General features: G+C 69.9%; 21 protein-coding genes. 11 read left to right on the top strand and 10 right to left on the bottom strand.

Annotation, left to right across the window (positions count from 1 at the left end):
* Positions 1-51: 51 nt before the first annotated feature.
* Positions 52-2,265 (top strand): MMPL family transporter, encoded by a 2,214-nt coding sequence (locus VG296_RS31105; protein ID WP_325572083.1) that lies wholly within the window; start codon positions 52-54, stop codon positions 2,263-2,265.
* A 175-nt stretch (positions 2,266-2,440) separates the two neighbouring features.
* Here the strand turns inward: VG296_RS31105 and VG296_RS31100 are convergent, their stop codons facing one another.
* Positions 2,441-3,406: an amidohydrolase family protein gene (locus tag VG296_RS31100; RefSeq protein ID WP_325572082.1), complete on the bottom strand. Its 966-nt coding sequence runs from the start codon at positions 3,404-3,406 to the stop codon at positions 2,441-2,443.
* Positions 3,407-3,598: 192 nt separating this feature from the next.
* Here VG296_RS31100 and VG296_RS31095 point away from each other — a divergent pair, with 192 nt between their 5' ends.
* The 8 genes from VG296_RS31095 (at position 3,599) to VG296_RS31060 (ending at position 11,064) form a co-directional block, all read left to right on the top strand.
* Positions 3,599-4,378: an MBL fold metallo-hydrolase gene (locus VG296_RS31095; protein WP_325572081.1), complete on the top strand. Its 780-nt coding sequence runs from the start codon at positions 3,599-3,601 to the stop codon at positions 4,376-4,378.
* 16 nt (positions 4,379-4,394) lie between these two features.
* Positions 4,395-5,498: an NAD(P)-dependent alcohol dehydrogenase gene (locus VG296_RS31090; RefSeq protein WP_325572080.1), complete on the top strand. Its 1,104-nt coding sequence runs from the start codon at positions 4,395-4,397 to the stop codon at positions 5,496-5,498.
* A 15-nt stretch (positions 5,499-5,513) separates the two neighbouring features.
* The gene (locus tag VG296_RS31085) at positions 5,514-6,065 is read left to right on the top strand and encodes a VOC family protein (RefSeq protein WP_325572079.1); all 552 of its coding nucleotides are present in this window, start codon (positions 5,514-5,516) and stop codon (positions 6,063-6,065) included.
* Positions 6,062-7,738, top strand: coding sequence for an FAD-dependent oxidoreductase (locus VG296_RS31080; protein ID WP_325572078.1), 1,677 nt, complete (start codon positions 6,062-6,064; stop codon positions 7,736-7,738). The genes VG296_RS31085 and VG296_RS31080 overlap by 4 nt, the downstream gene beginning before the upstream one ends.
* Positions 7,716-8,561, top strand: a complete 846-nt coding sequence (locus VG296_RS31075) for a fumarylacetoacetate hydrolase family protein (protein ID WP_325572077.1) — start codon at positions 7,716-7,718, stop codon at positions 8,559-8,561. Before VG296_RS31080 ends, VG296_RS31075 begins: the two co-directional genes overlap by 23 nt.
* Positions 8,558-9,019, top strand: coding sequence for a hypothetical protein (locus tag VG296_RS31070; RefSeq protein ID WP_325572076.1), 462 nt, complete (start codon positions 8,558-8,560; stop codon positions 9,017-9,019). The genes VG296_RS31075 and VG296_RS31070 overlap by 4 nt, the downstream gene beginning before the upstream one ends.
* Positions 9,020-9,024: 5 nt before the next feature.
* A complete protein-coding gene (locus tag VG296_RS31065) occupies positions 9,025-10,284 on the top strand; it encodes an oxygenase MpaB family protein (RefSeq protein ID WP_325572075.1) in 1,260 nt (419 codons plus the stop codon).
* A gap of 117 nt (positions 10,285-10,401) precedes the next feature.
* The gene (locus tag VG296_RS31060; protein WP_325572074.1) at positions 10,402-11,064 is read left to right on the top strand and encodes a TetR/AcrR family transcriptional regulator; all 663 of its coding nucleotides are present in this window, start codon (positions 10,402-10,404) and stop codon (positions 11,062-11,064) included.
* Here the strand turns inward: VG296_RS31060 and VG296_RS31055 are convergent.
* Positions 11,050-11,634, bottom strand: coding sequence for an XRE family transcriptional regulator (locus VG296_RS31055; protein ID WP_325572073.1), 585 nt, complete (start codon positions 11,632-11,634; stop codon positions 11,050-11,052). The genes VG296_RS31060 and VG296_RS31055 overlap by 15 nt on opposite strands.
* Positions 11,635-11,744: 110 nt before the next feature.
* On the opposite strand from VG296_RS31055, the gene VG296_RS31050 reads away from it, so the two are divergent.
* Positions 11,745-12,617: an IclR family transcriptional regulator gene (locus tag VG296_RS31050; RefSeq protein WP_325572072.1), complete on the top strand. Its 873-nt coding sequence runs from the start codon at positions 11,745-11,747 to the stop codon at positions 12,615-12,617.
* A gap of 58 nt (positions 12,618-12,675) precedes the next feature.
* Positions 12,676-14,034, top strand: a complete 1,359-nt coding sequence (locus VG296_RS31045) for a DUF6351 family protein (protein ID WP_325572071.1) — start codon at positions 12,676-12,678, stop codon at positions 14,032-14,034.
* Here VG296_RS31045 and VG296_RS31040 read toward each other — a convergent pair.
* From VG296_RS31040 to VG296_RS31005, 8 genes are read right to left on the bottom strand one after another with little or no spacing between them, the layout of a single operon-like run.
* The gene (locus VG296_RS31040; RefSeq protein WP_325572070.1) at positions 14,019-14,354 is read right to left on the bottom strand and encodes a hypothetical protein; all 336 of its coding nucleotides are present in this window, start codon (positions 14,352-14,354) and stop codon (positions 14,019-14,021) included. The genes VG296_RS31045 and VG296_RS31040 overlap by 16 nt on opposite strands.
* Before the next feature lies 1 nt (position 14,355).
* A complete protein-coding gene (locus tag VG296_RS31035; protein WP_325572069.1) occupies positions 14,356-15,954 on the bottom strand; it encodes a long-chain fatty acid--CoA ligase in 1,599 nt (532 codons plus the stop codon).
* A gap of 11 nt (positions 15,955-15,965) precedes the next feature.
* Complete coding sequence (gene hcaB, locus VG296_RS31030) at positions 15,966-16,793, bottom strand: 3-(cis-5,6-dihydroxycyclohexa-1,3-dien-1-yl)propanoate dehydrogenase (protein ID WP_325572068.1); 828 nt, start codon at positions 16,791-16,793, stop codon at positions 15,966-15,968.
* Positions 16,790-17,638, bottom strand: a complete 849-nt coding sequence (locus VG296_RS31025) for an alpha/beta fold hydrolase (RefSeq protein WP_325572067.1) — start codon at positions 17,636-17,638, stop codon at positions 16,790-16,792. Before VG296_RS31025 ends, hcaB begins: the two co-directional genes overlap by 4 nt.
* A gap of 12 nt (positions 17,639-17,650) precedes the next feature.
* Positions 17,651-18,202 (bottom strand): 3-phenylpropionate/cinnamic acid dioxygenase subunit beta, encoded by a 552-nt coding sequence (locus tag VG296_RS31020; protein WP_349259771.1) that lies wholly within the window; start codon positions 18,200-18,202, stop codon positions 17,651-17,653.
* A gap of 2 nt (positions 18,203-18,204) precedes the next feature.
* The gene (locus VG296_RS31015; RefSeq protein ID WP_349259770.1) at positions 18,205-19,416 is read right to left on the bottom strand and encodes an NAD(P)/FAD-dependent oxidoreductase; all 1,212 of its coding nucleotides are present in this window, start codon (positions 19,414-19,416) and stop codon (positions 18,205-18,207) included.
* 11 nt (positions 19,417-19,427) lie between these two features.
* Positions 19,428-19,772: a non-heme iron oxygenase ferredoxin subunit gene (locus VG296_RS31010; RefSeq protein WP_325572064.1), complete on the bottom strand. Its 345-nt coding sequence runs from the start codon at positions 19,770-19,772 to the stop codon at positions 19,428-19,430.
* A complete protein-coding gene (locus tag VG296_RS31005; protein ID WP_349259769.1) occupies positions 19,769-20,944 on the bottom strand; it encodes an aromatic ring-hydroxylating dioxygenase subunit alpha in 1,176 nt (391 codons plus the stop codon). Before VG296_RS31005 ends, VG296_RS31010 begins: the two co-directional genes overlap by 4 nt.
* Positions 20,945-21,098: the final 154 nt, after the last annotated feature.

The raw sequence follows: 21,098 nt of genomic DNA, 5'->3' as shown, positions 1-21,098 counted from the left end.
GGGCCGGGTGATCAGCTCCTGGCCCGCGAGAATCTGCCGGGGTAGGCCACCATGTCGGTGTACGTGTTCAAGCTCGCCCGTGCCTCGTTCCGGCACCGCCGGCTGGTGCTGGCGATCTGGCTCGTCGCGGCGATCGCGGCGATCACGCTGGGCATCGCCAGCGGCGGGAAGACCAACGACAACTTCACCATTCCGGGCACCGAGTCCCAGCACGTGGCCGACCTGCTCAAGCAGAAGGTGCCCGCGCTCGCCGGCGGCCAGACCCAGGTGGTCTTCGCGGCTCCGGCGGGCGGGAACATCGGCGACGCGGCCGACAAGGCGGGCGTGGAGGCCGCGCTGGCCAGGATCAAGACCGTGCCGCAGGTGGTGTCGGTCTCCGACCCCTTCGCGATAGGCGCCGTCTCTCCGGACCACCGCGTGGCCCTGGGCCAGGTGCAGTGGGGTGCCGCGGCGGCGGACGTCACGGACGCGAACCTGAACGCGATGCAGACCGCCGTCGCCCCCGCGCAGCGCGCCGGCGTCGAGGTCGAGTACTCCGGCAGCGTCTACCCGGGCTGGCGGCTGACCCCCTCGGAGCTGCCCGAGCTGATCGGCATCATCCTCGCGTTCCTCATCCTGACGATCGCCTTCGGCGCCCTGATCGCCGCCGGACTGCCGATCCTGAACGCGATCATCGGCGTGATCATCACATTGATGGGCGTGACGGCGCTGGCCTCCGTGGTGAACATCGCCTCCGCCTCCACCACCGTGGCCCTGATGCTCGGGTTGTCCTGCGGCATCGACTACGGCGTGTTCATCCTCGCCCGGCATCGCAATAACCTGCTGACCGGCCTGAGCGTGGAGGACTCCGCGACGCTGGCCGCGGGCACGTCCGGCAGCTCGGTCGTCTTCGCCGCCCTCACCGTGATCATCGCGCTCTGCGGCCTTTCGGTGGTCGGCATCCCGTTCCTGACCGTCATGGGGCTCGCCGCGGCGGCCGCGGTGCTCATCGCGCTGTTGATCGCGCTCACCCTGCTGCCGGCGATGCTCGGTTTCGCCGGAGAGAAGATCACGAAGTTCATCAACTCGCCGCTGCGCCGCGGCCACCCCGAGCGGGTCGCCGTGACCGCCGCCACCGAGCCTCAGCTGACTTTCGGCGCCCGCTGGGCCAGGCTAGTCGTCCGGATGCGCCTGCCGTTCCTGGTCGGCGGCGTGGCGCTGCTCGTGGTGCTCGCCCTGCCGGCCACCAAGATGCACCTCGGCCTGCCCAGCGGCGCCTCCAAACCGACCTCGGACACCTCGCGCCGCGCCTACGACCTGACGACGGCGAGCTTCGGCCCCGGCTTCAACGGCGCGCTGCTCATCCTGGCCGACGGCGTCGACAGCCCGGCGACCGCCCGGCAGATCGACAGGCGCCTGGCCGCCGTGCCCGGCGTGGAGACCGTCAGCCTGACGGTCCAGCAGGGCACCAGCGCGGTCTTCCGGGTGATCCCCACCACCGGGCCGAACGACCCGGCCACCGCCGACCTGGTCAACCGCATCCGCGACGACCGCGCCACGATCGCCGGGGCCACCGGCGTCGACGTGCTCGTCGGCGGCACCACCGCGTCCAACATCGACGTCTCCAGCAAGCTCTCGAGCGCGCTGCCGATCTTCCTGATCGTCGTGGTCGGCCTCGCGTTCCTCCTGCTGACCTTCGCGTTCCGCACGATCCTGGTACCCATCAAGTCGATCATCGGGTTCCTGCTCTCGGTCAGCGCGGCGCTCGGCCTCCAGGTCGCGGTCTTCCAGTGGGGTTGGGCGAAGAGCCTGTTCAACATCACCCCGAGCGAGACGATCAGCTTCCTGCCGATCATCATGCTGGCGATCATCTTCGGGCTCTCCAGCGACTACGAGGTCTTCGTCGTCTCCCGGATCAAGGAGGAGTACACCAAGTCCGGGGACGCGGTCGGCGCGGTCGAGCGCGGCACCGGCTTCTCCGCGCGCGTCGTCACCGCCGCCGCGCTGATCATGTTCTTCATCTTCGTCGCCTTCCTGATCAACAACGATCCGACCATCAAGGCGATCGGCTTCAGCTTCGCCGCCGGTGTCTTCCTCGACGCGTTCGTCGTGCGGCTCACGCTGGTGCCGGCGGTGATGGCGATCGTGCGCTCGAAGATCTGGTACCACGCGCAGTGGTTCGCCAAGTACGTGCCCGACCCCGACATTGAGGGCGAGCGGCTCCAGCACCAGTTCGCCGGGGGCCTGCCCGCCGCCGAAGCAGTCGACCGCCGGCCGAATTCCTAGGCTGAGATATCCGACGTTCCCGCTCCCCGCAAGGGGATCCGTACTCAGCCCTCGGGGGTGATGGCGGTGATCGCGGCGACTTCGTCGGCGGTCAACGCGATCGAACGGCCATCCGCGACCGCCTGCCCCAGATGAATCCCTGACCAGCACTCGCTATCGCAGACGGCTCCCCTCGTCAGGCGAAGCGGGGGAAGAGAGTAAGTGCATTGTCGCGCTCGACGCCGCGCAGCTCCTTCTCGGTGAAGCCGTCGAAGGAGGTGAGGTTCGCGATGTTGCGTACGACGGTGGCTTCCGGGGCGGCGGGCCAGTCGGTGCCGAACAGGATGTGGTCCGGGCTGGTCACCTCGAGAGTGGGCAGCAGGGAGTTGCGACTGCCCGCGAGCGCGGTCTCGTAGTAGAGGCCGCGCAGTACGCCCGCGACGTGGTCGGGGTCGATCTCCGCGTCCTCGGGCCCGCGTCCCATGACGGTGTGCTCGCCGATCCGCCAGCCGAGGGTCGGCAGCGCGCCGCCGCAGTGCGCGAGGATCAGGCGCAGCCGGGGCAGCCGCTGGAACAGGCCGGTGTACAGGCCGTTGGTGATGGTGCGCGCGGTGTCGAAGGGGAACTCGACGATGGAGCTGGGGCGGCCGAATCCGAGCACGTCGATGTGCGGGCAGTCCTCCGGGTGCACGAAGACCGGCGTCTGCCGCCGCTCCAGCTCGGCGAGCACCGGCTCGAGGAACGGGTCGCCGAAATAGTGCCCGAGGGTGTTCGAAGTGAGCGCCACGCCGTCCAGGTGGAGTTCGTCGAGGGCGTAGGCGAGTTCCGCGAGAGCCTGCTCCGGGCCGTCCGCGGGAAGGGTGGCGAAGGCACCGAAGCGGCCCGGGTGGTCGGCGATCACCTTGGCGTGCCCCTCGTTGATCAGGCGGCACACCCGGGTACCGAAATCGGGGTCCTCGTCGTCTCCGGCGAAGGATCTCGGCATGGAGATGACCTGCGCTGAGATCTGCTGGCGGTCCATGTACTCGAGCGCGGCCTCGGGCGTCCACAGGACCGAGATCTTGTACCCCCCGGTGATCTTGATTGCGCCGTGCGCCAGCACGGCCGCGCCGGCCTCGGCGGACATGCCGTGCGTGTGGATGTCGATGCGGCCTGTGGGCATCTCGTTCTCCTTCGCGATCGCGTCGTGATCGACGCTAGTCCTCAAGTTGTCGAGAGTCAATTTAACGGACGGATCGCCACTTCTTCCGGCAATGAAGGCCAGCCAGTAAATTGACTACTGACATTTTAAGTCCTACCGTCGGAGGAAACACGGCCGGCCCCCGCCGCGCCGTCGACCCAATGGAGGGTTCCCATGCGGATAGGCGATGTGGCCGTGCACTCCGTGTTCGACGGGGTCATCCCACTGCCACCGGAACTGCTGTACCCGGAGGTTCCGGTCTCGGTCTGGCGCGGGGTGCCGCGAGCGCTGGATGACGCGGGGATGCTGCTGGTTCCGTTCGGGGGCTTCCTGGCCGACGACGCCCAGGGCCACCGCGTCCTGTTCGACCTCGGCGGCGGCGTCTCGCCCGAACTGGTGCCCGGCGGTGCGCCGCCGGAGGTGCGCGAACTGCTCCCGGTCCAGCTCGAGGAGTTGGGCTGTCCGCTGGACTCGGTGACCGACGTGGTCCTGACACACCTGCACATCGACCACGTCGGCTGGGCGTCCACTGCCGGGCGCGCCACGTTCCCCGACGCCCGCCACCACATCCACGCCGCCGACTGGAAGCACTTCGTCGACGGGGACGCGGACGCGGCGGTGCGGCGCAAGGTCGCCCCGTGCAGCGAGGCCGCGGTCCTCTGGGACGGCCCGGAAGCCGCGCTCTTCGACTGGCTGCGCCTGATCCACACGCCCGGCCACACTCCGGGCTCTGCCGTCGCGCTGATCGAATCGGGCGGCGAGAGCCTCGCGCTGGTCGGCGACCTCTTCCATCACCCGGAGGCCGCGGCCAACCCGCACTGGCGGTGCGGATTCGACTGGGACCCGCAGGCCGCGACCGACGCCCGCACCCGGTGGGCCGAGCGCCTGCGCGCCGCGCGCACGCCGCTGGCTGGACCGCACTTTCCGGGCCTCGAGCCGATCACGCTGCGCTGACGAGAGGGGCATTTCCATGAACCTGGTTCCAGCGGCCGTGTGCCGCGGCGGCGACGAACAGTTCGAGCTCGAAGACCTCGCGATCGAGGATCCCCGTCCGGACGAGGTGCTCGTCCGGTTCACCGCGGCGGGCCTGTGCCATACAGATCTGGAGGTGGCGGCCGGACGGATGCCGACCCCGCTACCCGTCGTCGCCGGGCACGAGGGCGCCGGGGTCGTCGAGGCGGTCGGGTCGGCGGTCTCAGGGTTCGACGTGGGCGAGCGCGTCGTGGCCAGCTTCGGCTTCTGCGGCAGTTGCCGCAACTGCCTGAGCGGCTTGCCCGCGTACTGCCCCTCGCACTTCCCGCTCAACTTCGCCGCCCAGCGCGCGGACGGCTCCACCGGGCTGCGTGACGGTGCCGGTCAGCCGGTGCACGACCATTTCTTCGGCCAGTCCTCGTTCGCCGGCTACGGCCTGTGCCGTCCCGGCAGCCTGATCAGGCTGCCGGATTCCGGCCCGGCCGACGAGTTGCTCGCCCCGCTGGGCTGCGGCGTGATCACGGGCGCCGGGGCGGTGTGGAACGTGCTGCGCGTGACGCCGGGCAGCACGGTCGCGGTCTTCGGCGCCGGAGCCGTGGGCCTGAGCGCGGTCATGGCGGCCGCGGCCGTGGGCGCCGCCCGGATCATCGTCGGCGACGTGCATCCCGGGAGGCTCGAACTCGCCTCGAAGCTCGGCGCCACCGACCTGTTCGACGCCTCAGAAACCGACGGCGTGGACCGGGTCAGGGAACTGACCGCGGGGCACGGCGTCGAGTTCAGCGTCGAGTCCACCGGCGTGCCCGCGGTGATGGCCCAGGCCGTTGCCGCGCTCGCGCCGCTCGGACACGCGGCGATCCTCGGCGTCGCGCCCGGCGCCGAGGTGCGGACGGATGCGTTCGCCCTGCTGTCGGGACGCAGCGTCACCGGCTCCATCGTCGGGCACCAGGCCCCGGCCGTGCTCGTTCCGCGCATTCTCGACCTGCACGCCCAGGGCCGCTTCCCGCTCGAGGCGATGATCCGGACGTATCCGCTCGCCGAGATCAGCCAAGCCGTCAAGGACACCCGCTCGGGCGCGAGCGTCAAAGCGGTCCTGCTGCACTGAAAGGGAACGACAGCCATGTCAGGAATCAGACTGTCCGAGGTCGTGCTGCGCACAACCGACTATGACCGTCTCTGTGACTTCTACTCCCTGCTCCTGGACCAGCCGCGCAGCGTGGAGATGACGCCGCCGCCGTCACCGGAGCCCGACGAGCCGAGCCGCATCTGCTTCTTCGACTTCTACTTCGACCCGCCCTACACCGAGCGCATCGCAGTATTCGAGTGCAAGGACGTGGGCGACGGCCCCGCCTCGCGCGGACTGCACCACTTCCAGCTGCGCGTACCGAGCATCGAAGCCCTCGTCGGCCTCTACGCCCGGCTGCAGGAGCACGGATGCCGGCCCGTCGAGGCGTCCAACCACGGACCCGGCACGAGCTTCTACTACCTGGACCCCGACGGGAACCGCCTCGAACTGTCGTCGCTGAACTTCACCTCGCGCGAGGGACTGCGCCGGTTCATGGCGACCGACGAATTCAAGAGAAACCCCAACGGTTTCCCACTCGACCCGGAGCGGCTGGTCGCGGCCGGACGCGCAGGCGGGAACCTCAATGAACTGATCTGGGAACGATGATGATCTCCTCAGCGCCGGGGCCGACCGGCGACATCGAATCAAGCGCGTACGACGCGGTCATCGTCGGCGGCGGCCCGGTGGGCCTGGCGACCGCGATCGAACTCGGCGCCCGGCGTCTCTCGGTCCTGCTCGTCGAACGCGAGGACGGCATGGTGCGCTACCCGACCGCCGAGTCGGTGGATGCCGCGTCCATGGAACTACTGCGCCGCTGGGCAATCGCCGACGCCGTCGAGCGCAGCGGCTTTCCCGCCGACGCGCCGCGTGACATCAGCTTCGTGTCCAGCATGACAACCTTCGAACTCGCCCGCTTTACCCGCCCCGCCAACGCCGACCGTCGCGAGACGACCCGCGGGCTCAGCCCCGAGGGCGGGGTGTGGTGGCCGAAGTTCTGGTTCGACCCGGCGCTTCGGGCGCGCGCCGCAGCCGAGAGCACTGTGGATCTGCGCTATCAGTGGGCTTGCGCGGGCTTCGAGGATTTTGCGGACGGCGTGACCGTGCGCCTGAGCTCGGCCGAGCACGGCCATCGGACTGTTCGCGCAAGGTACTTGGTGGCGTGCGACGGCGCGGCCTCGCCGATCCGCAAGGCTCTCGGCATCGAATCGCTGCGGGAGTCCGCGGATGCGCGGGCGCGCTGGCAGGGCGCCTTCGTGCGCCTGCCCGGACTTCGCCGGCGCATCCCGCACGCCCCGGCCGTGCAGTACTACCTGCTCAACCCGCGTCGCATGATCTTCGGCTCGCTCGACGGGCACGACCTGTGGCGCGTCACCTATCCGCTGGCTGACGGCGAGAACCCCGGCGCCGACGAGACACGGGCGAGCATCACCGCCGCGCTCCGCTGCGGAGTCGAGGCGGTCGAGATCCTCGACGCGCGGGCGTGGAACGGCGACGCGGTGGTGGCCGCGTCCTTCAGATCAGGGCACGTACTTCTGGCGGGCGACGCCGCGCACCGGATGTGGCCCTCGGGTGGGCACGGCATGAACACCGGCCTCGGCGACGTGGCGAACCTCGGGTGGAAGCTGGAGGCCGTGCTGCGCGGCTGGGCGCCGGACGCACTGCTCGACAGCTACACCGACGAGCGCCGCCCGCACGCCGAACGCATGGTGCGCCGCGCCTGGCACAACTACCGCGCGGACAACGCGATCCTGCCCGACCCGACGCTGGACGATCCGGCCGAGACCGAGGCTCGGGCGTTGGCGGGCAAGCGGATCGCGGACACGAGGGCCGGTGAGTGGCGTTCCCTGGGTGCGCAGCTCGGCATCGACTACGCCCACTCACAACTGATCGTCGCCGACGACACGCCTGCGACCGAGAACGACCCGGAACGCTACGTCCCCAGCGCACGTCCGGGCCGACGCGCCCCGCATGCGCGACTGGCCGACAGGCGCTCCGTTCTCGACCTCTTCCGGGGGCGATTCACTCTGCTGCACTTCGAAACCGCGGCGGACGGCGACCCGCTGGCTCAAGCGTTCCGCGATCGAGGCATCCCTCTGGACCTGGAGTGGGCCGGTGCCGATGACGTTCGCGGCCTCTACGACTGCGCCCTCGCGCTCATCCGCCCGGACGGCATCGTCGCCTGGCGCGGCCCGAATGCCCCGGCAGACCCCGGCGCGCTCGTCGACCAGGTGACCGGACGGACGGGAGGCGGCGACCATGCTCCTCGCGCAGACCGCTGACGGAATCGCACGCGTCGACACGCAGGGCGGCCTGCTGCTCCTGGAGCACCGCGGCACGCTGGACGAACTGATCCGCTGTGGGCGCCTGTCAGAGCTCGAAAGCTCTCCGGCCCGCAAGGAAATCGCTTGGCAGGACACTGTCATCGAGCCTCCGGTGCGTCGACCCGGAAAAGTCATCATTATCGGCCTGAACTACCGGGACCACGCGGCAGAGATCGGCAGCGCGCTGCCCACGCTGCCCCGCTTCCACCTGGTACCGGGCTCCGCCGTCGCCGCGCCGGAAGCCCGGGTGCACCTGCCGCGGATCGCACCGGATCGAGTCGACTACGAAGGCGAACTCGCCATCGTGATCGGACGCGCCGGGCATGACATCCCCGAAGCAGAGGCCTGGGATCACATCGCCGGCGGCACCGTGGCCAACGACCTCTCCGCCCGCGACGTGCAGGCAGGCGAGAACCCCGCGGTCCCGATGCCCAGTCCGGCCCTCGCGAAGGGCTTCGACGGGTTCAAGCCGCTCGGGCCCGCGCTGCTGACCGCCGGCGAGCTGCGGCACCAGCCCGCGCTCGGCATCACCACCGAGGTCAACGGCGTCCTCCGGCAGCGCTCGACGACCGCGGAGCTCATCTTCCCGGTCCCGCGGCTCGTCGCGTATCTCAGCTCCCTGCTGACGTTGGAGCCCGGCGATGTCATCCTCACCGGCACGCCGGGCGGCACCGGCGTCGCGGAGGGCAGATTCCTCGCGCCGGGTGACGCGGTGACTGTGACCATCGAGCACATCGGCAGCCTGACCAGCACGATCGCTGGGCAGAAGGACGGCTCATGACTGCCGAGGTCGAGACGCCTGCCGCCGATTGCGTGCTGTGCCAACGGGCGTCAACGCTCGACGCCGAAGACCCCGGCTGGGTGCTGCGCACAGGGAGCTGGGGCGTGTCCACGCACCCCGCGATGGCGATTCCCGGCTGGCTCGCGGTGCAGACGCTGCGGCACACCGAAGGCCTCGCGCTCCTGGACGAGGACGAGGCCGCCGAACTCGGCCCGCTGTGCGTCCGGCTCAGCGCCGCCATCGCCAAGGTCAGCGGGGCTCAGCGGATTTACACCTACTCGCTGGGCGAAGGCTGCGCGCACACGCATGTCCTGATCGGTCCGCCACGACGGGACCTGCGCGGCCCGACGTTCCTCAGAGCCGTGCTGCGCAGGGACGAGTTCCTGGCGGACGAACACGAAGCCAACCGCGTCGCCGCCGAGGTGGCGGCCGAACTAGCAACGATCAGATTGAGGTGACACCGATGACGACGACTCAGCAGAGCGACGTGGCCATCCCGGAGTGCTTCTCGTACTTCCGGGCGATCGGCACCCCGCAGGGGCAGGCGCTCAAGAAGCGCCTCGAGCGCGCCGCGAAGACCCGCCTGGAGGTCTCCGACGAGCTCGCCGCGTCCTTCGGCCGCGCGATGAACACCGGCGACCGGCTCGGCGACGCGTACATCGCGGCCGCTTTCGCCGAGCGCGGCGGACGGTCGAGGGCCCGCAAGAACGTGGAGCTGGCCCTGACCGGCGGCATCGAGAGCGTCGAAGACCCCTCCCCCGAGCTCGTGGCGATGTTCGCGCAGATCAACACCGACCCCGACTGGGTCGACTGGGCGAAGGTGGAGCACGGCGCCGAGGTCTTCCGGCGCTACGGCAAGGAGCTCTACCCGTACTTCGGCATGGTCACGTTCAACGGCTACGGCCTGGAGACCATCGCCAAGCCCCTCGCCCTGACCGGCGCGTACACCGGCGGATCGGCGTTCGGCCGCTTCCTGGAGACCTGCCGGCTGTGGACGGACACCACCGAGCCGAACGCCATGCGCCCGGGCGGGGCCGGTCGACGGTCCGCGATCCTCGTGCGCACGCTGCACTCGATCATCCGCAACACCCTGCTTCCGCACGCCGAATGGGACCGCCCGCGCCTGGGCACGCCGATCAGCCAGTTCGCGATGCTCGGCACCCTGCTGCTGAGCTCCTTCGCCCCCGGGATGCAGCTCAAGCTCGTCGGCTACCTGCCCAGCGACGACGACATCGCCGCGATGATGCACCACTGGCGCTACGTCGGATATCTGATGGGTGCCGAGGCGCCGTGGTATCCGGAGACCGTGACCGAGGCCTTCCAGGCACAGCTGCTGATCTCGCTGGCCGAGCCGCCGAACCCGAGCGCGGACTCCCGGCAGCTGTGCAGCTCGTTCATGGACACCTTCCGGCCCGCGCAGGACGCGGCCGGGCTCCGCCGGGTCTACGGCAACCTCAACTACCGGGCGCAGATGGGCCACGCCCGCTTCTACCTGGGCAAGGAGAGCTTCGCGGAGACGGGTCTTGCCGATCCGGGGCTGTGGCGCCTCGCCCCGCTGGCCAGGGTGCTGCCGAACCTGACCCGTGAGGCGCTGCGGCGCACCGTGCCGGGCGTGGCCGGGCGGATCGACCAGGCCCACCGCCGCTACCGGCACGAGTTCCTCGCCAAGAATCTCGAAGGCGGCGAGGCGAAGTTCACCCCCGTGGACAAGCTGACCCGATGACCGGCAACGGATGACCCGCACCCCGACCGACCCCGCACCGCCGAGCACGCACGCCTCCGCCCGGCCCGCCGCCACCGAGCGCGGGCCCGGGCGGGCTGCACCGATAGGCTGAAAGACATGTCCGAGACCGCGCCCCCGCCGACCACTCGCCCGCGCGGGCGCCCGCGCAAGGACGCCGAAGTCGCCCCGACCGACCACGCGATGGCCGTGGCGATCGAGGCGTTCTCGGTGCACGGGTACAACGGGGTCTCGCTGCGCTCGGTCAACGACGAGCTCGGCGCCAGCCGCAACCTGCTCTACCAGCGCTTCGGATCGAAGGCGAACCTCTGGCGCGCCGCGGTGGACTGGGCCTTCGCGCCGCTGGTCGCACACGTGGACGCCGGGGACGACGAGTCCGCGGATCCGATGGTGCGTCTGCGGATGCTGATCCGCAACTTCATCGAGTACTCCGCCACCCGCCCCTACCTCGCCCGCCTGGTCATGGTGGAGAGCTCGACCGTGACCGACCGCCTCGAATACCTCTACCACCAGTACATCGGGCCCACGCGCTCGCGCTTCATGCCGGTCTTCGAGCAACTGCGCGACCAGGGGCGCATCAAGAACATGCCGTACGACGTGTTCTACTTCCTGCTCACCTCGGGCGGATCGGCGCCCTACGGCCAGATCGGCATGGTCTCGCTGATGAACCCGGAGATGGCCTCGACCGACGAGGCGCACGTGCGCGTGTACGCCGAGAACGTCACCGAGATCCTCATCAACGGGCTTTCACTGCACAACTGATGCCGCCGCGCCGAACTGGTGCGGCTGCGGGATCGTCGTGACCACGTGGGCGACGACGCGGTCGGACAGGCAGATGTGCCGGTGCGGCACGTCGGCCGGGAACCGGACGAAGTCGCCGGCGGCGAGGTCGACCTGGTCGTCGACCGGACCGGTGCGCAGCTTGCCGGAGAAGACGTAGAGATGGTGCAGCGCGCCGGTGGAATGCGCGGGCGCCGGGCCGGTCTCCCCGGTCGCCTTCTCGAGCGTCAGGACGAAGGTGCGTACGTAGCCCGAGCCGAAGGTCAGGTCGAGCAGCCGGTCCGACAGGCCGTCGTGCGCGGTCCAGTCGGCCTCGGCGGCGCGCTGGACGTAGACGGGGCTCCCCCACTCGGTCAGCAGCCGGCGCGGCGGGATGTCGAGCGCGGTGCTGAGCGAGGCGAGGGTCTCCACCGTGGGGTTGCCGCCGCCGCCCTCCAGCACCGAGAGGGTCTGCTTGGAGAGCCCGGATCTGCGCGCGAGCTCCCCGAGGGAGAGGTTGCGCTCCCGCCGGTACCGGCGGACGTTGCGCGCCACGAGTTCGTTGTGGTCCATGACCTCGTCACTTTTAATTGACGGTTCGTCCATCTTGACGTGCGTCAATTCTACAGGACAACCTGTCACTTATAGCCGAGTCGGAGCTGACTGGTTGCCCGGGAGCTGGCATGAGTACGACCACACTGGACACGGTCCGGATCGTCCGCGACGATCGCGCCGCGGTGGAGAAGGCGATGACCCTGCTGACCTGCTTCGGCGGGCAGACGAGCGGGATCGGCGTGAGCGAACTCGCGCGGCGGGCCGAGCTGAGCAAGTCGACGGCGTTCCGGCTGCTGAGCGCGCTCGAACGCAGCGGCGTCGTCGAGAAGGTCGAGCGCAAGTACCGCCTCGGGCAACGCCTGCACGAACTCGGGCGTGACGCGTACGTGGCGGACCACGACTGGATCCGGGACTCGCTGACCCCTTACGTGATCGACCTGTACGAGAGCACCCGCGAAACCGTGCACCTCGCGGCCCTGCACGGCACCGACGTGGTGTACCTCTCCAAGCTCTACGGACACCGCCAGGTGCGCTCCCCTTCGCGCATCGGGGCGCGGGTGCCCGCCTACTGCACGGCGGTCGGCAAGGCGCTGCTCGCCCACGACCCGGCCGCTCTCGATCGGATCCTGGAAGGGCCGTTGCGCCGGTTGACCCCGACGACGATCGTCGACCCCCTGCTTCTTGCGGAAGAGATCGCCCGCGTCCGCGAGGAAGGTGTCGCGTACGACGACGAGGAGGCGACCGCGGGGCTCAGTTGCGTCGCGGTGCCGATCGTCGGTTACGGCGGAAGAGCCGTGGCCGCGCTGTCGGTCTCGACCGCGACTGGACGACTCGACACGCGCGCGCAGGCACGGACGCTGCGCGAGATCGGCGCTGAGGCGGCCCGCGGTCTCATGTATGCGCAGCGGCGCAGGTTGGCCGCTGGACGCCGTGTCGAACGCGCTGTCGGACGCACGGTCGGACCCGACGTTCCGCACGGCGGCACGGCCTCTGTGCGCTGAGTTGGCGAGCGCGGGAGTGTGTCAGCGGTACTCCCCCATCCGCTGAGCAAGGAGCTCGATGATGCGCTCACCCAAGGTCGCCGCTCTCGCAGTCGGCGCAACCGCGGCGACCCTCGTGGCCGTCGCCGTCTACCCCGCCTCCGCCGCGGGCACCACCACCCACCACACCGGGACGCTCGCCGACGGAGCGACCTGGATCGCCGACGTCCCGGCGAACTGGAACGGCACTCTGGTCCTCTTCAGCCACGGCTTCGGCCCGCTCACCGCACAGGACGCGCCCTCCGCACAGTCCGGCACAGCGCTGCTCGCCCAGGGGTACGCGCTCGCCGGTTCGTCGTACGACCCGAAGGGCTCGCTGTGGGCCCTCAACTCCTCGGTGCGGGACCAGTTCGCCACGCTGACGGCGTTCGGCAGGCAGTTCGGCACGCCGCAGCGCACGATCGCGAGCGGGGATTCGATGGGCGGACTGACCAACAGCATCATCGCGCAGGACGGAGCGGGCCGGATCTCGGGCGCCGTGACCTTCTGCGGGATGGTGGACGGCGCGGTCGACCTCACCGACTCCGAGCTCAACGGCGAGTACGCCATCACTACTCTGCTTCCCGGCGCGTCCGGCGTCCAGCTGCGCGACTTCACATCGTTCGGCCAGGGCGCCGCGTCGGGCACGGCCCTGCAGAGCTCCATCTCCACCGCTCAGAGCACCGCCTCGGGTCGAGCCCGCATCGCGCTCGCCTCCGCGCTGCTGAACGAGACCGATTGGGCGTCAGGATCCGCAGCTCCGTCACCCGGGGACTTCGTCGGCCAGGAACAGCAGGAGGAGCAGACGCTGACCGGCGGGCAGCTGCCGTTCGTCCTGGGCGCGGAGGCCGCGATCGAGCAGGCGGTGGGCGGTGATCCCTCGCACAACGTCGGGGTGAACTACGCCGCGCTGCTTCGCTCGTCCCCGTACTACAGCCAGATCAAAGCCCTGTACCAGCAGGCCGGACTCGACCTGGACGCGGACGTCGCCGCGCTCGACAAGAACGAGAGCTACACGTCCGAAGGCGATTCGCTGGCCAACACCGAGCGCACCTCGACCAACTCGGGATACCTGCCCATCCCCGAGCTCGACGTGCACACCATCGCGGACCAGCTCATCCCCGTCCAGCAGGAGAACAACTACGCCCAGCGGGTGCGCGAGCACGGCGATGCCGCGAACCTGCGCCAGTCCTACGTCGCCGCGATCGGCCACTGCAACTTCACGGCCGCCGACGTCGTCGCCGCGATCAACACGGTCTCCGCGCGCGTTGGCACCGGGCACTGGAGTCCGACCGACGCCGCCACGCTCAACGCCGCCGCGGACAAGCTGACCGGCCTCGGCGGGGGGAACTTCCTGACGTACCAGCCCACTCCGCTCGTGGTTCAGCCCACCTGGTAGCCGTCCGCAACGGTGACCCACGCCGGTTCCGCCACCCAGAGTTCGAGTTCTTCGGCATCGGCGAGCTCGACATCGACGACGTGGCGGAATCCGGCGTCGCGCGCTGTCCCGGCGCCATTTCGGTCTCCGGCTCGGACGGAGTAGACCACCCGACGGCAGCCCGGGTCGGCGGCGAACGCCCCGCGTGCCCAGGCACGCAGCATGGCCGCGGACTCCGGGACCGCTCGGACCTCGAGGTCGTGCGCCGCCGCGGGGTAGGCGCGGGCGAGGCGTCCGGTGACGCAGCGTTCGAGGCGGGCTGCGTCCATGTCGGCGTCCATGTCAGTCCTCGTCATCCGACACCAGGCGCCGAACCTCGGCTTTGAGGATCTTGCCGGAGGCGTTGCGCGGGACGGCGGGCACGACCTGGAGCCGGCGCGGCAGCTTGTAGCGTGCCAGCACCGCGCTGCCGTACTCGCGCACGTCCTCGAGCGTGATCGCGACCCCTTCGGCGAGTGCGACGACCGCGACGACGGTCTCGCCCCACTGCTCGTCAGCCGCGCCGACCACGGCGATATCCGTGATCCCCGGCATGGCGGACAGGGCACGTTCGACCTCGGCGGGATAGACGTTCTCCCCGCCGCTGATGATCATGTCCTTGAGCCGGTCGACCACGTAGAGGCAACCGTCCTCGTCGAGGTAGCCGATGTCGCCGGAATGGAACCAGCCGGCGTCGTCGAAGGCCGCCGCGGTGGCCTCGGGGTTGCGCCAGTAGCCGGGGGTGACGTTCGGCCCGCGAACCACGATCTCGCCGGGCTCGCCGGGTTTCAAAGGCTTGTTGTCGTCCGATCCGACGACTCTGACCTGGGTGTGCGGCATCGGGATACCCGCCGAGCCGACCTTGTCCCGGGTTCGCTCGGCCGGAAGGTGCGTGGCGAACGGCGCGGTCTCCGTCAGGCCCCAGGCCTGCTGGAGAGTGATCCCGTGAGCAGCGAAGGCCTCGATCAACGTCGCGGGCACGGGAGCGCCGGCGACGACGATCGTGCGCAGGTCCGGCAGGGGTGTGTCGAGCGCGCCGGAGACGCGGGCGAGCGCGGCGAGCATCGCGGGCACGGCGAACATCGTGTTGACGCGCAGGGTGACGAGGTCGTCGAGGAGGCATTCCGGGTCGAACCCGCGTCTGATCACCACGGTGCCGCCGCGCGCGAGGGTGCGCAGGGTGAAGCTGTTGAGCGCGCCGATGTGGAACAGCGGCGCACCCGCATACGTGACGTCGCCGCGACGGGAATCGAGCACGGTGTCGACGTTGACGGAGTTCCACCAGACGTTGCCGTGGGTGAGCACGACGCCCTTCGGCAGGCCGATGGTGCCCGAGGTGTAGATCAGGAAGGCCGGATCGTCGAGGCCCTTCACCGCGATCGTGTTCCCGGGCTCGGCGCGGGCGATCACGTCGGTCCAGAGCTCCCAGAACTCGGGGGCATCGGCACCGACCGGCACATTCGGGTCGTCGTCGACGAGCAGGAAGCGGCGCAACGCCGTACGAGCACGGACGTTCTCAAGCACCGCGCGATGGCCTTCTTCGCACACGACGACCTCGGCGCCGCTGTCGGTGAGCACGCGTTCGAGTTCGGGTTCCGCGAGGCGGAAGTTGACCGGCACGAACAACGCCCCGACGCGGAAGGCGGCGAGCATCGTGACGAGGAACGCTGGGCTGTTCAGGCCGACGTAGGCGACGCGGTCACCGTCGCCGAGGCCTGAGTCGACGAACTGGGCGGCCAGGCGGGCGGCCTTGTCGTCGAGCTGAGCAAAGGTCAGATCGCCGTCCGGATAGCTGACGACCGTGACGCCCCCTTGGTAGTGGGCATTGCGCGCGACCGCCGCAGCCAGGTTCACGTCCACGTTGTGGCCTGAGTTCGGCGGGAACGGATGGATGCCGCTCATCTCGGGCTCCTTTACTCGAGGTGGTCGCCGCCGGCCGCGTGCGCGAAGCCGCGTACCGCGATGCCGCCGTCAGCGCTGATGGCGTGGCCGGTGATGACGCCGGATTGCTCCCGCGCGGCGAGTAGTACGTAGGGGCCGGTGAACGCGGCGGGCTCGGTGCTCGAGTCGTGCAGCGGGATCGGTGGGGGCGCGGCATCCGGGCGCTGCTTCGCGAAGGACACACCGATCGAGCGGTCGGCCAATTCGAGGGATGCGGGGCCGCGCAGGTCGGTGTTCATCCCGCCGCATGCGACGCCGTTCACGCGCACCTTGGGCGCGAGCTCGTAGGCGAGTTCGCGCATCAGGCCGAGGCAGGCGTGCTTGCTGGCGGTGTAGAGCGGGCCGCCGCCGTTGACATGGAAGGACGCGTTCGACAGCGTCATCACGATGCTGCCGCGGCTGCGGACGAGTTCCGGCCACGCGGCGTGCGCGGCGAGCAGATAGCCCTTGACGTTGATGGAGAAGATCTCGTCGAAGGCCGCGTCGAGTTCGTGCGCGCTCAGGCGGGTCAGCTGACGCTGGTAGTCCCAGACTCCGGCGTTGGCGACGAGGGTGTCGAGTTTGCCGAACCGGTCAACAGTTTCCGCGACCGCGCGCCGGAGCGCGTCCGGGTCGCGTACGTCGCCGACGACGGTGTGCACGCGCGGATCGGAAGCCGTGAACCCGTCGAGCTGCTCCTTGTCCCGGCCGAAGACGGTCACGGACGCGCCTTCCGCGAGGAAGCGCTCGGCCACCGCCCGCCCGATTCCGGAGCCGCCACCGGTGATCAGGGTGCTGTATCCCGCGAGCCAGCCGGTCACGCGACACCGGCCAGGAAGTCGCTGACGAGCCGTTCGAACTCGTGCCGCCGTTCGAGCTGGACCCAGTGCCCGCAGCGGCCGAACACGTGCAACTGGACGTCGCGGATCTGCTTGAGCATGATCTGCGCGCCCTCGAGGGTGATGGTGCGGTCGTCGCGTCCCCAGAGCAGCAGAGTGGGCGACGCGATCTTGTCCAGGTCCTTCCATAGCGGGTCCATGCCGCCGCGCTTGCCGAAAGCGGAGTTGTAGAGGTGGTAGAAGGCGATGTGGCTGTCGTCCAGCGAAGCCTCGTACCGGGCACGGACCACGTCCGCGCCGAACTGCTTGTGGTCGAAGACCATGGTCCGGATGAAGTCGGCCATCTTCTTCTCCGTCGGGCCCTCGCCGTTGTAGTAGCGGAACATCTCCTTCTGGCCCTCGGTGGGGGTCGGGCCGAACGGCAGCCATCCGCCGCCGGGAGCCATCAGGACGAGTCCTGCGACGCGGTCGGGATGCTGCTGCGCGATCGCGAGGGCCGCGGCACCGCCGAGGCTGTTGCCGAGCAGGTGGAAGCGGTTCACACCGAGTGCGTCGAGGGCCTGGATGAGCGCGTCCGCGGTGATCTCGGTGATCGAGCGCTCGGCGAGGTCCGCTTCGGTGGGCCGGTAGCTGCCGCCGAAGCCTGGCTGGTCCGGCAGCAGCACCCGGAAGCGAGGTGCGAGGGTACCCAGGTTCTGGTGGTAGTTGCTCAGGCCGGACGCGCCCGGGCCGCCGCCGTGCAGCATCACGAGGACGGCGGGTCCGGAACCGGCCTCGGCCACGGCGATCTCGCCGAGCGAGGTGGAGACCTTGCGGTATTCGGTCACGAGAGGTCCGTCCTAGAAGAAGGTGGAGATGTTCTTGGCCTGCAGCACGTTCTGGTCGAGCAGGATCTCCCGGCGCGCGACGCGCAGGCCCTGCTCGGTGCGGCGCAGCAGGTCGGTGCGGCGGCCCGCGAAGACGGTCACCTCGCGTTCGAGCCGGTTGCGGTAGACCAGGAACGCCGAGCGGGCCAGCAGGTCGTTCTCGCCCGAGTCCGCGTGCCGCACGGTGACGTTGGTGACGAGGTGCCGCGTACGCGAGGGCGGGTCCTCAGCCCAGGCCATGCCGGAGTCGAACCGGCGGATGCGCCAGGCGAGGGATTCCTTGGTCTCGTCGAAGTACGCGGCCTCGCCACGCGCGGCGATCGACAGTGCCTGCTGACGGCGCAGCCGGTTGGTGCGCGTCGGCATCCAATAGTCGAGGTCCTCGGCGAGCAGATCGAGCCAGTCCGCGAAACGGCCGTCGTCGAGGAGTTCGGCCTCCGCGTAGTAGAACTGCTCGACTTCGAAGTGCGTGTCGCGGTCGGCCCGCCCGGGCGTGGTCGTCGTGGTCGAGGTCTTAGTCGTCATCGTCATCCTCGAAGCAGGGTCCGCAGATTGGTTCCGGTATCGGCCAGGCGCGACGCGTCCACCGGGATCCGCCGGTCGATCAGTCGGCGCGCCGTGCGCACGGCGTTCGGCTCATCCACCGAGGCGGCCGCGACGACGTGATCACCGACGAGCCCGAACATGCTGAAGGACGGGTCCGCGAACGCGCCGCGCAGCACGGCGCGTTCGGCCTCGGCGAGGCGGCCGACGGCTTCGATGTGCCGGCCATGCCGATCGGTCCAGAACCACGGCGCGCTCGCGGGCGGCGGCGCGGTGCCGAGGATCGCGGCCGCGGCACGAGCACCGTCGACCTGCGCGGCGTCCCAATGCTCGGCGGACGGATGCAGCACACCTGATACGCGCATGCGGGCCGGATCGCCGACGACCAGGACGTTGGGATGGGAGCTCGCGTGCCGCGCGTCCACCACGATGCCGCGCTCGACCACGAGCCCTGCGGATTTCGCGAGCTCGACGCGCGGCACCATTCCGACGCCGAGGAGCACCGCGTCGAAGTCTTCGGGAGCTCGGCCGCCTCCGAAGTAGGCGCGGATGCCGTTGGGCTGCTTGCCGAACGAGGTGATCGTCTGCTGCACGGTCTCGATGCCGCGCACCGCGTGCTGTCCGTGCAGCCAGGCGGCGAACTCGGGCCCGAGGACCGGTTCCAACGGACGCGCCTCGGGGTCGGCGATGACCACCTCGCAGCCGAGTCCTGTCATCGTCGAAGCGGTCTCTGCGCCGATCAGCCCGGCCCCGACGACCAGGACGCGTGCGCCGGGATTGAGCGCGGCGCGCAGCCGGTCCGCGTCGGCGAGGGTGCGCAGCACGTGGACGCGATCGTTGTCGGCACCGGGAATCGGCGGTCGTGCGGCGTGTCCACCGGTCGCCAGGACCACGCGATCGGCACGCAGAACCGCGCCGCTGTCCAGCTCGACGGCGCCCTCGGCGCCATGCAGCGCGGTCGCCCGCGTGCGGTTGATCAGCTGGATGCGCTGCTCGTCGTACCACTCCGGCGGCTGCAGCGCGAGCTGCTTCACATCGCGTGCACCCGCCAGGTACTCCTTCGACAGAGGTGGCCGGTCGTACGGGAATTCGCCCTCGTCGACCAGCGTGACGTCGCCGTCGAAACCGCCGGCGCGCAGTGCGGCCGCGGTGCTCACCCCGGCGATCCCGCCGCCCACGATCAGGACTCCGCTCATCAGGACTCTGCTCATGCGCCGCCGCCGGAGGTATTCGGATAGAGGTAGACCTCGCCGTCGCGTACCTCGACTCGGTGCGCGCAGGTGCCTCGGGTGGCGGGCAGGCCTTGGACCTCGCCGTTTTTCAGGCAGAAGCGGCTGGCGTGCAGCGGGCACTCGACGTATCCGTCCTCGACGAAACCGTCGGCGAGCGAGGCGTCCTCGTGCGTGCAGGTGTCGTCGAGCGCCCACACGCTGCCGTCGGTGTCGCGCAGCAGCGCGACGTTGTCGGCTGTGCCGGTGACCGCCTTGTCGATCGCGATGCCTTCGCCCTCGGGAATCTCCTCGAGTCGCGCGACGCGGATCCCTTCGCTCATCGACCCACCTCCTCGTGCCAGGCAGGGGTATTCATCAGCGTACGCCAATGTGCATAGAACGAGCGGCCCGCCGCGTCGCTGTAGAGCTCGCTGGTGGTGCCGGGGTACCGGCCGTCCTCGCGTTCGGAGCCGAGGCCCATCTGGTAGTTGAGCGGAATCGAATTGGTGATCACGCCGTGCGCGACGGCCTGGACCTCGCTCCAGTTCTCGCCGTCGTCCTGCTCGAAGATCCCGGAGGGGCCGAAGGTGCGCAGGTTGTACAGGCGCTGCGCCTCGCGGACCTCCGGGGGCATCGCGGCGTCCACGATCGTCCACGCCCACACCTCCATCCGGTCCGGGCCCTTCGGGTGCCAGACCCGGATCGAGCCGTTGACCGGCAGGTAGGAGAAGTTCGGGAAGACGGTCGCGTGCCCGTTGGTCAGCGGGCCCTCGACCCGGGCGTCGCCGAGCCGGGCGCGCAACGCGTCGTAGTCGGTCCACTTGTGCACCGTCTCGGCGTCGAAGCGGTTCCTCGGGTGCACCGGGAAACCGGCGCCGTGTCCGTTCGGGCCCGCGTACTGGCGGCCGGTGCGGTGCACGATCTCGTCCTTCGGGCCCTTTCCGGGCGGGGCGAGCAGCATCAGCGCCGACGCGTGGCTCATGTTCACGTGGTACCAGTCGGTGGCGAACTGCTCGGCCGCGAGCTTCCAGTTGCCCTCCAGCACCCACTTGTGCACGCCGCCGACGACGACCGTCCCCGCGTCGTCGTGGTCGAGCATCGCGTCCATGTACCAGGCCATATCCCCGAGCGATTCGCGCAGCGCCACCGGCTCCGGGTTCCAGGTGCCGAAGATCAGCCCGTGGTACGTCTCGACGTGCGGAACCTCCGCCAGGCCCCAGTCGGCCGTGTCGAAGGACTCCGGATAGCCCGCCCGGTTCGGGACGCTGACCAGCGAGCCGGCCAGGTCGTAGGACCAGCCGTGGTAGGTGCAGGTGAAGTTGCGGGTCGAACCGTAGTCCGCGCGGCACACGCGCGCGCCGCGATGCCGACACGAATTGAGGTACGCCCGGATGCGCCGGTCCTTGTCGAGGGTGACAATCACCGGGTCCTCACCCATGTACGTGGTGAAGAAGTCGCCGGGCTTTCGGAACTGATCGGTGTGCGCCAGGAAGAGCCAACTGGGGGCGAACACCCGGCGCAGCTCCTGCCGGTAGAGCTCGAGATCGGTGAACACGGCGCGGTCCAGCAGTCCGCCCTCGGCGTCGACCAGCCCGGAGACGTCGGTCGAGCGTGTCATTTCGGGCGGACGCTTGAGCGCGGTCGTGGTCGTGGGTTTCATGGGGCCA

It is taken from the genome of Actinospica sp., from assembly GCF_035552695.1.
Classification (GTDB): Bacteria; Actinomycetota; Actinomycetes; order Streptomycetales; family Catenulisporaceae; genus Actinospica.
Note: the sequence above shows the minus strand (reverse complement) of the source record. Positions and strands in the feature narration are given on the sequence as shown.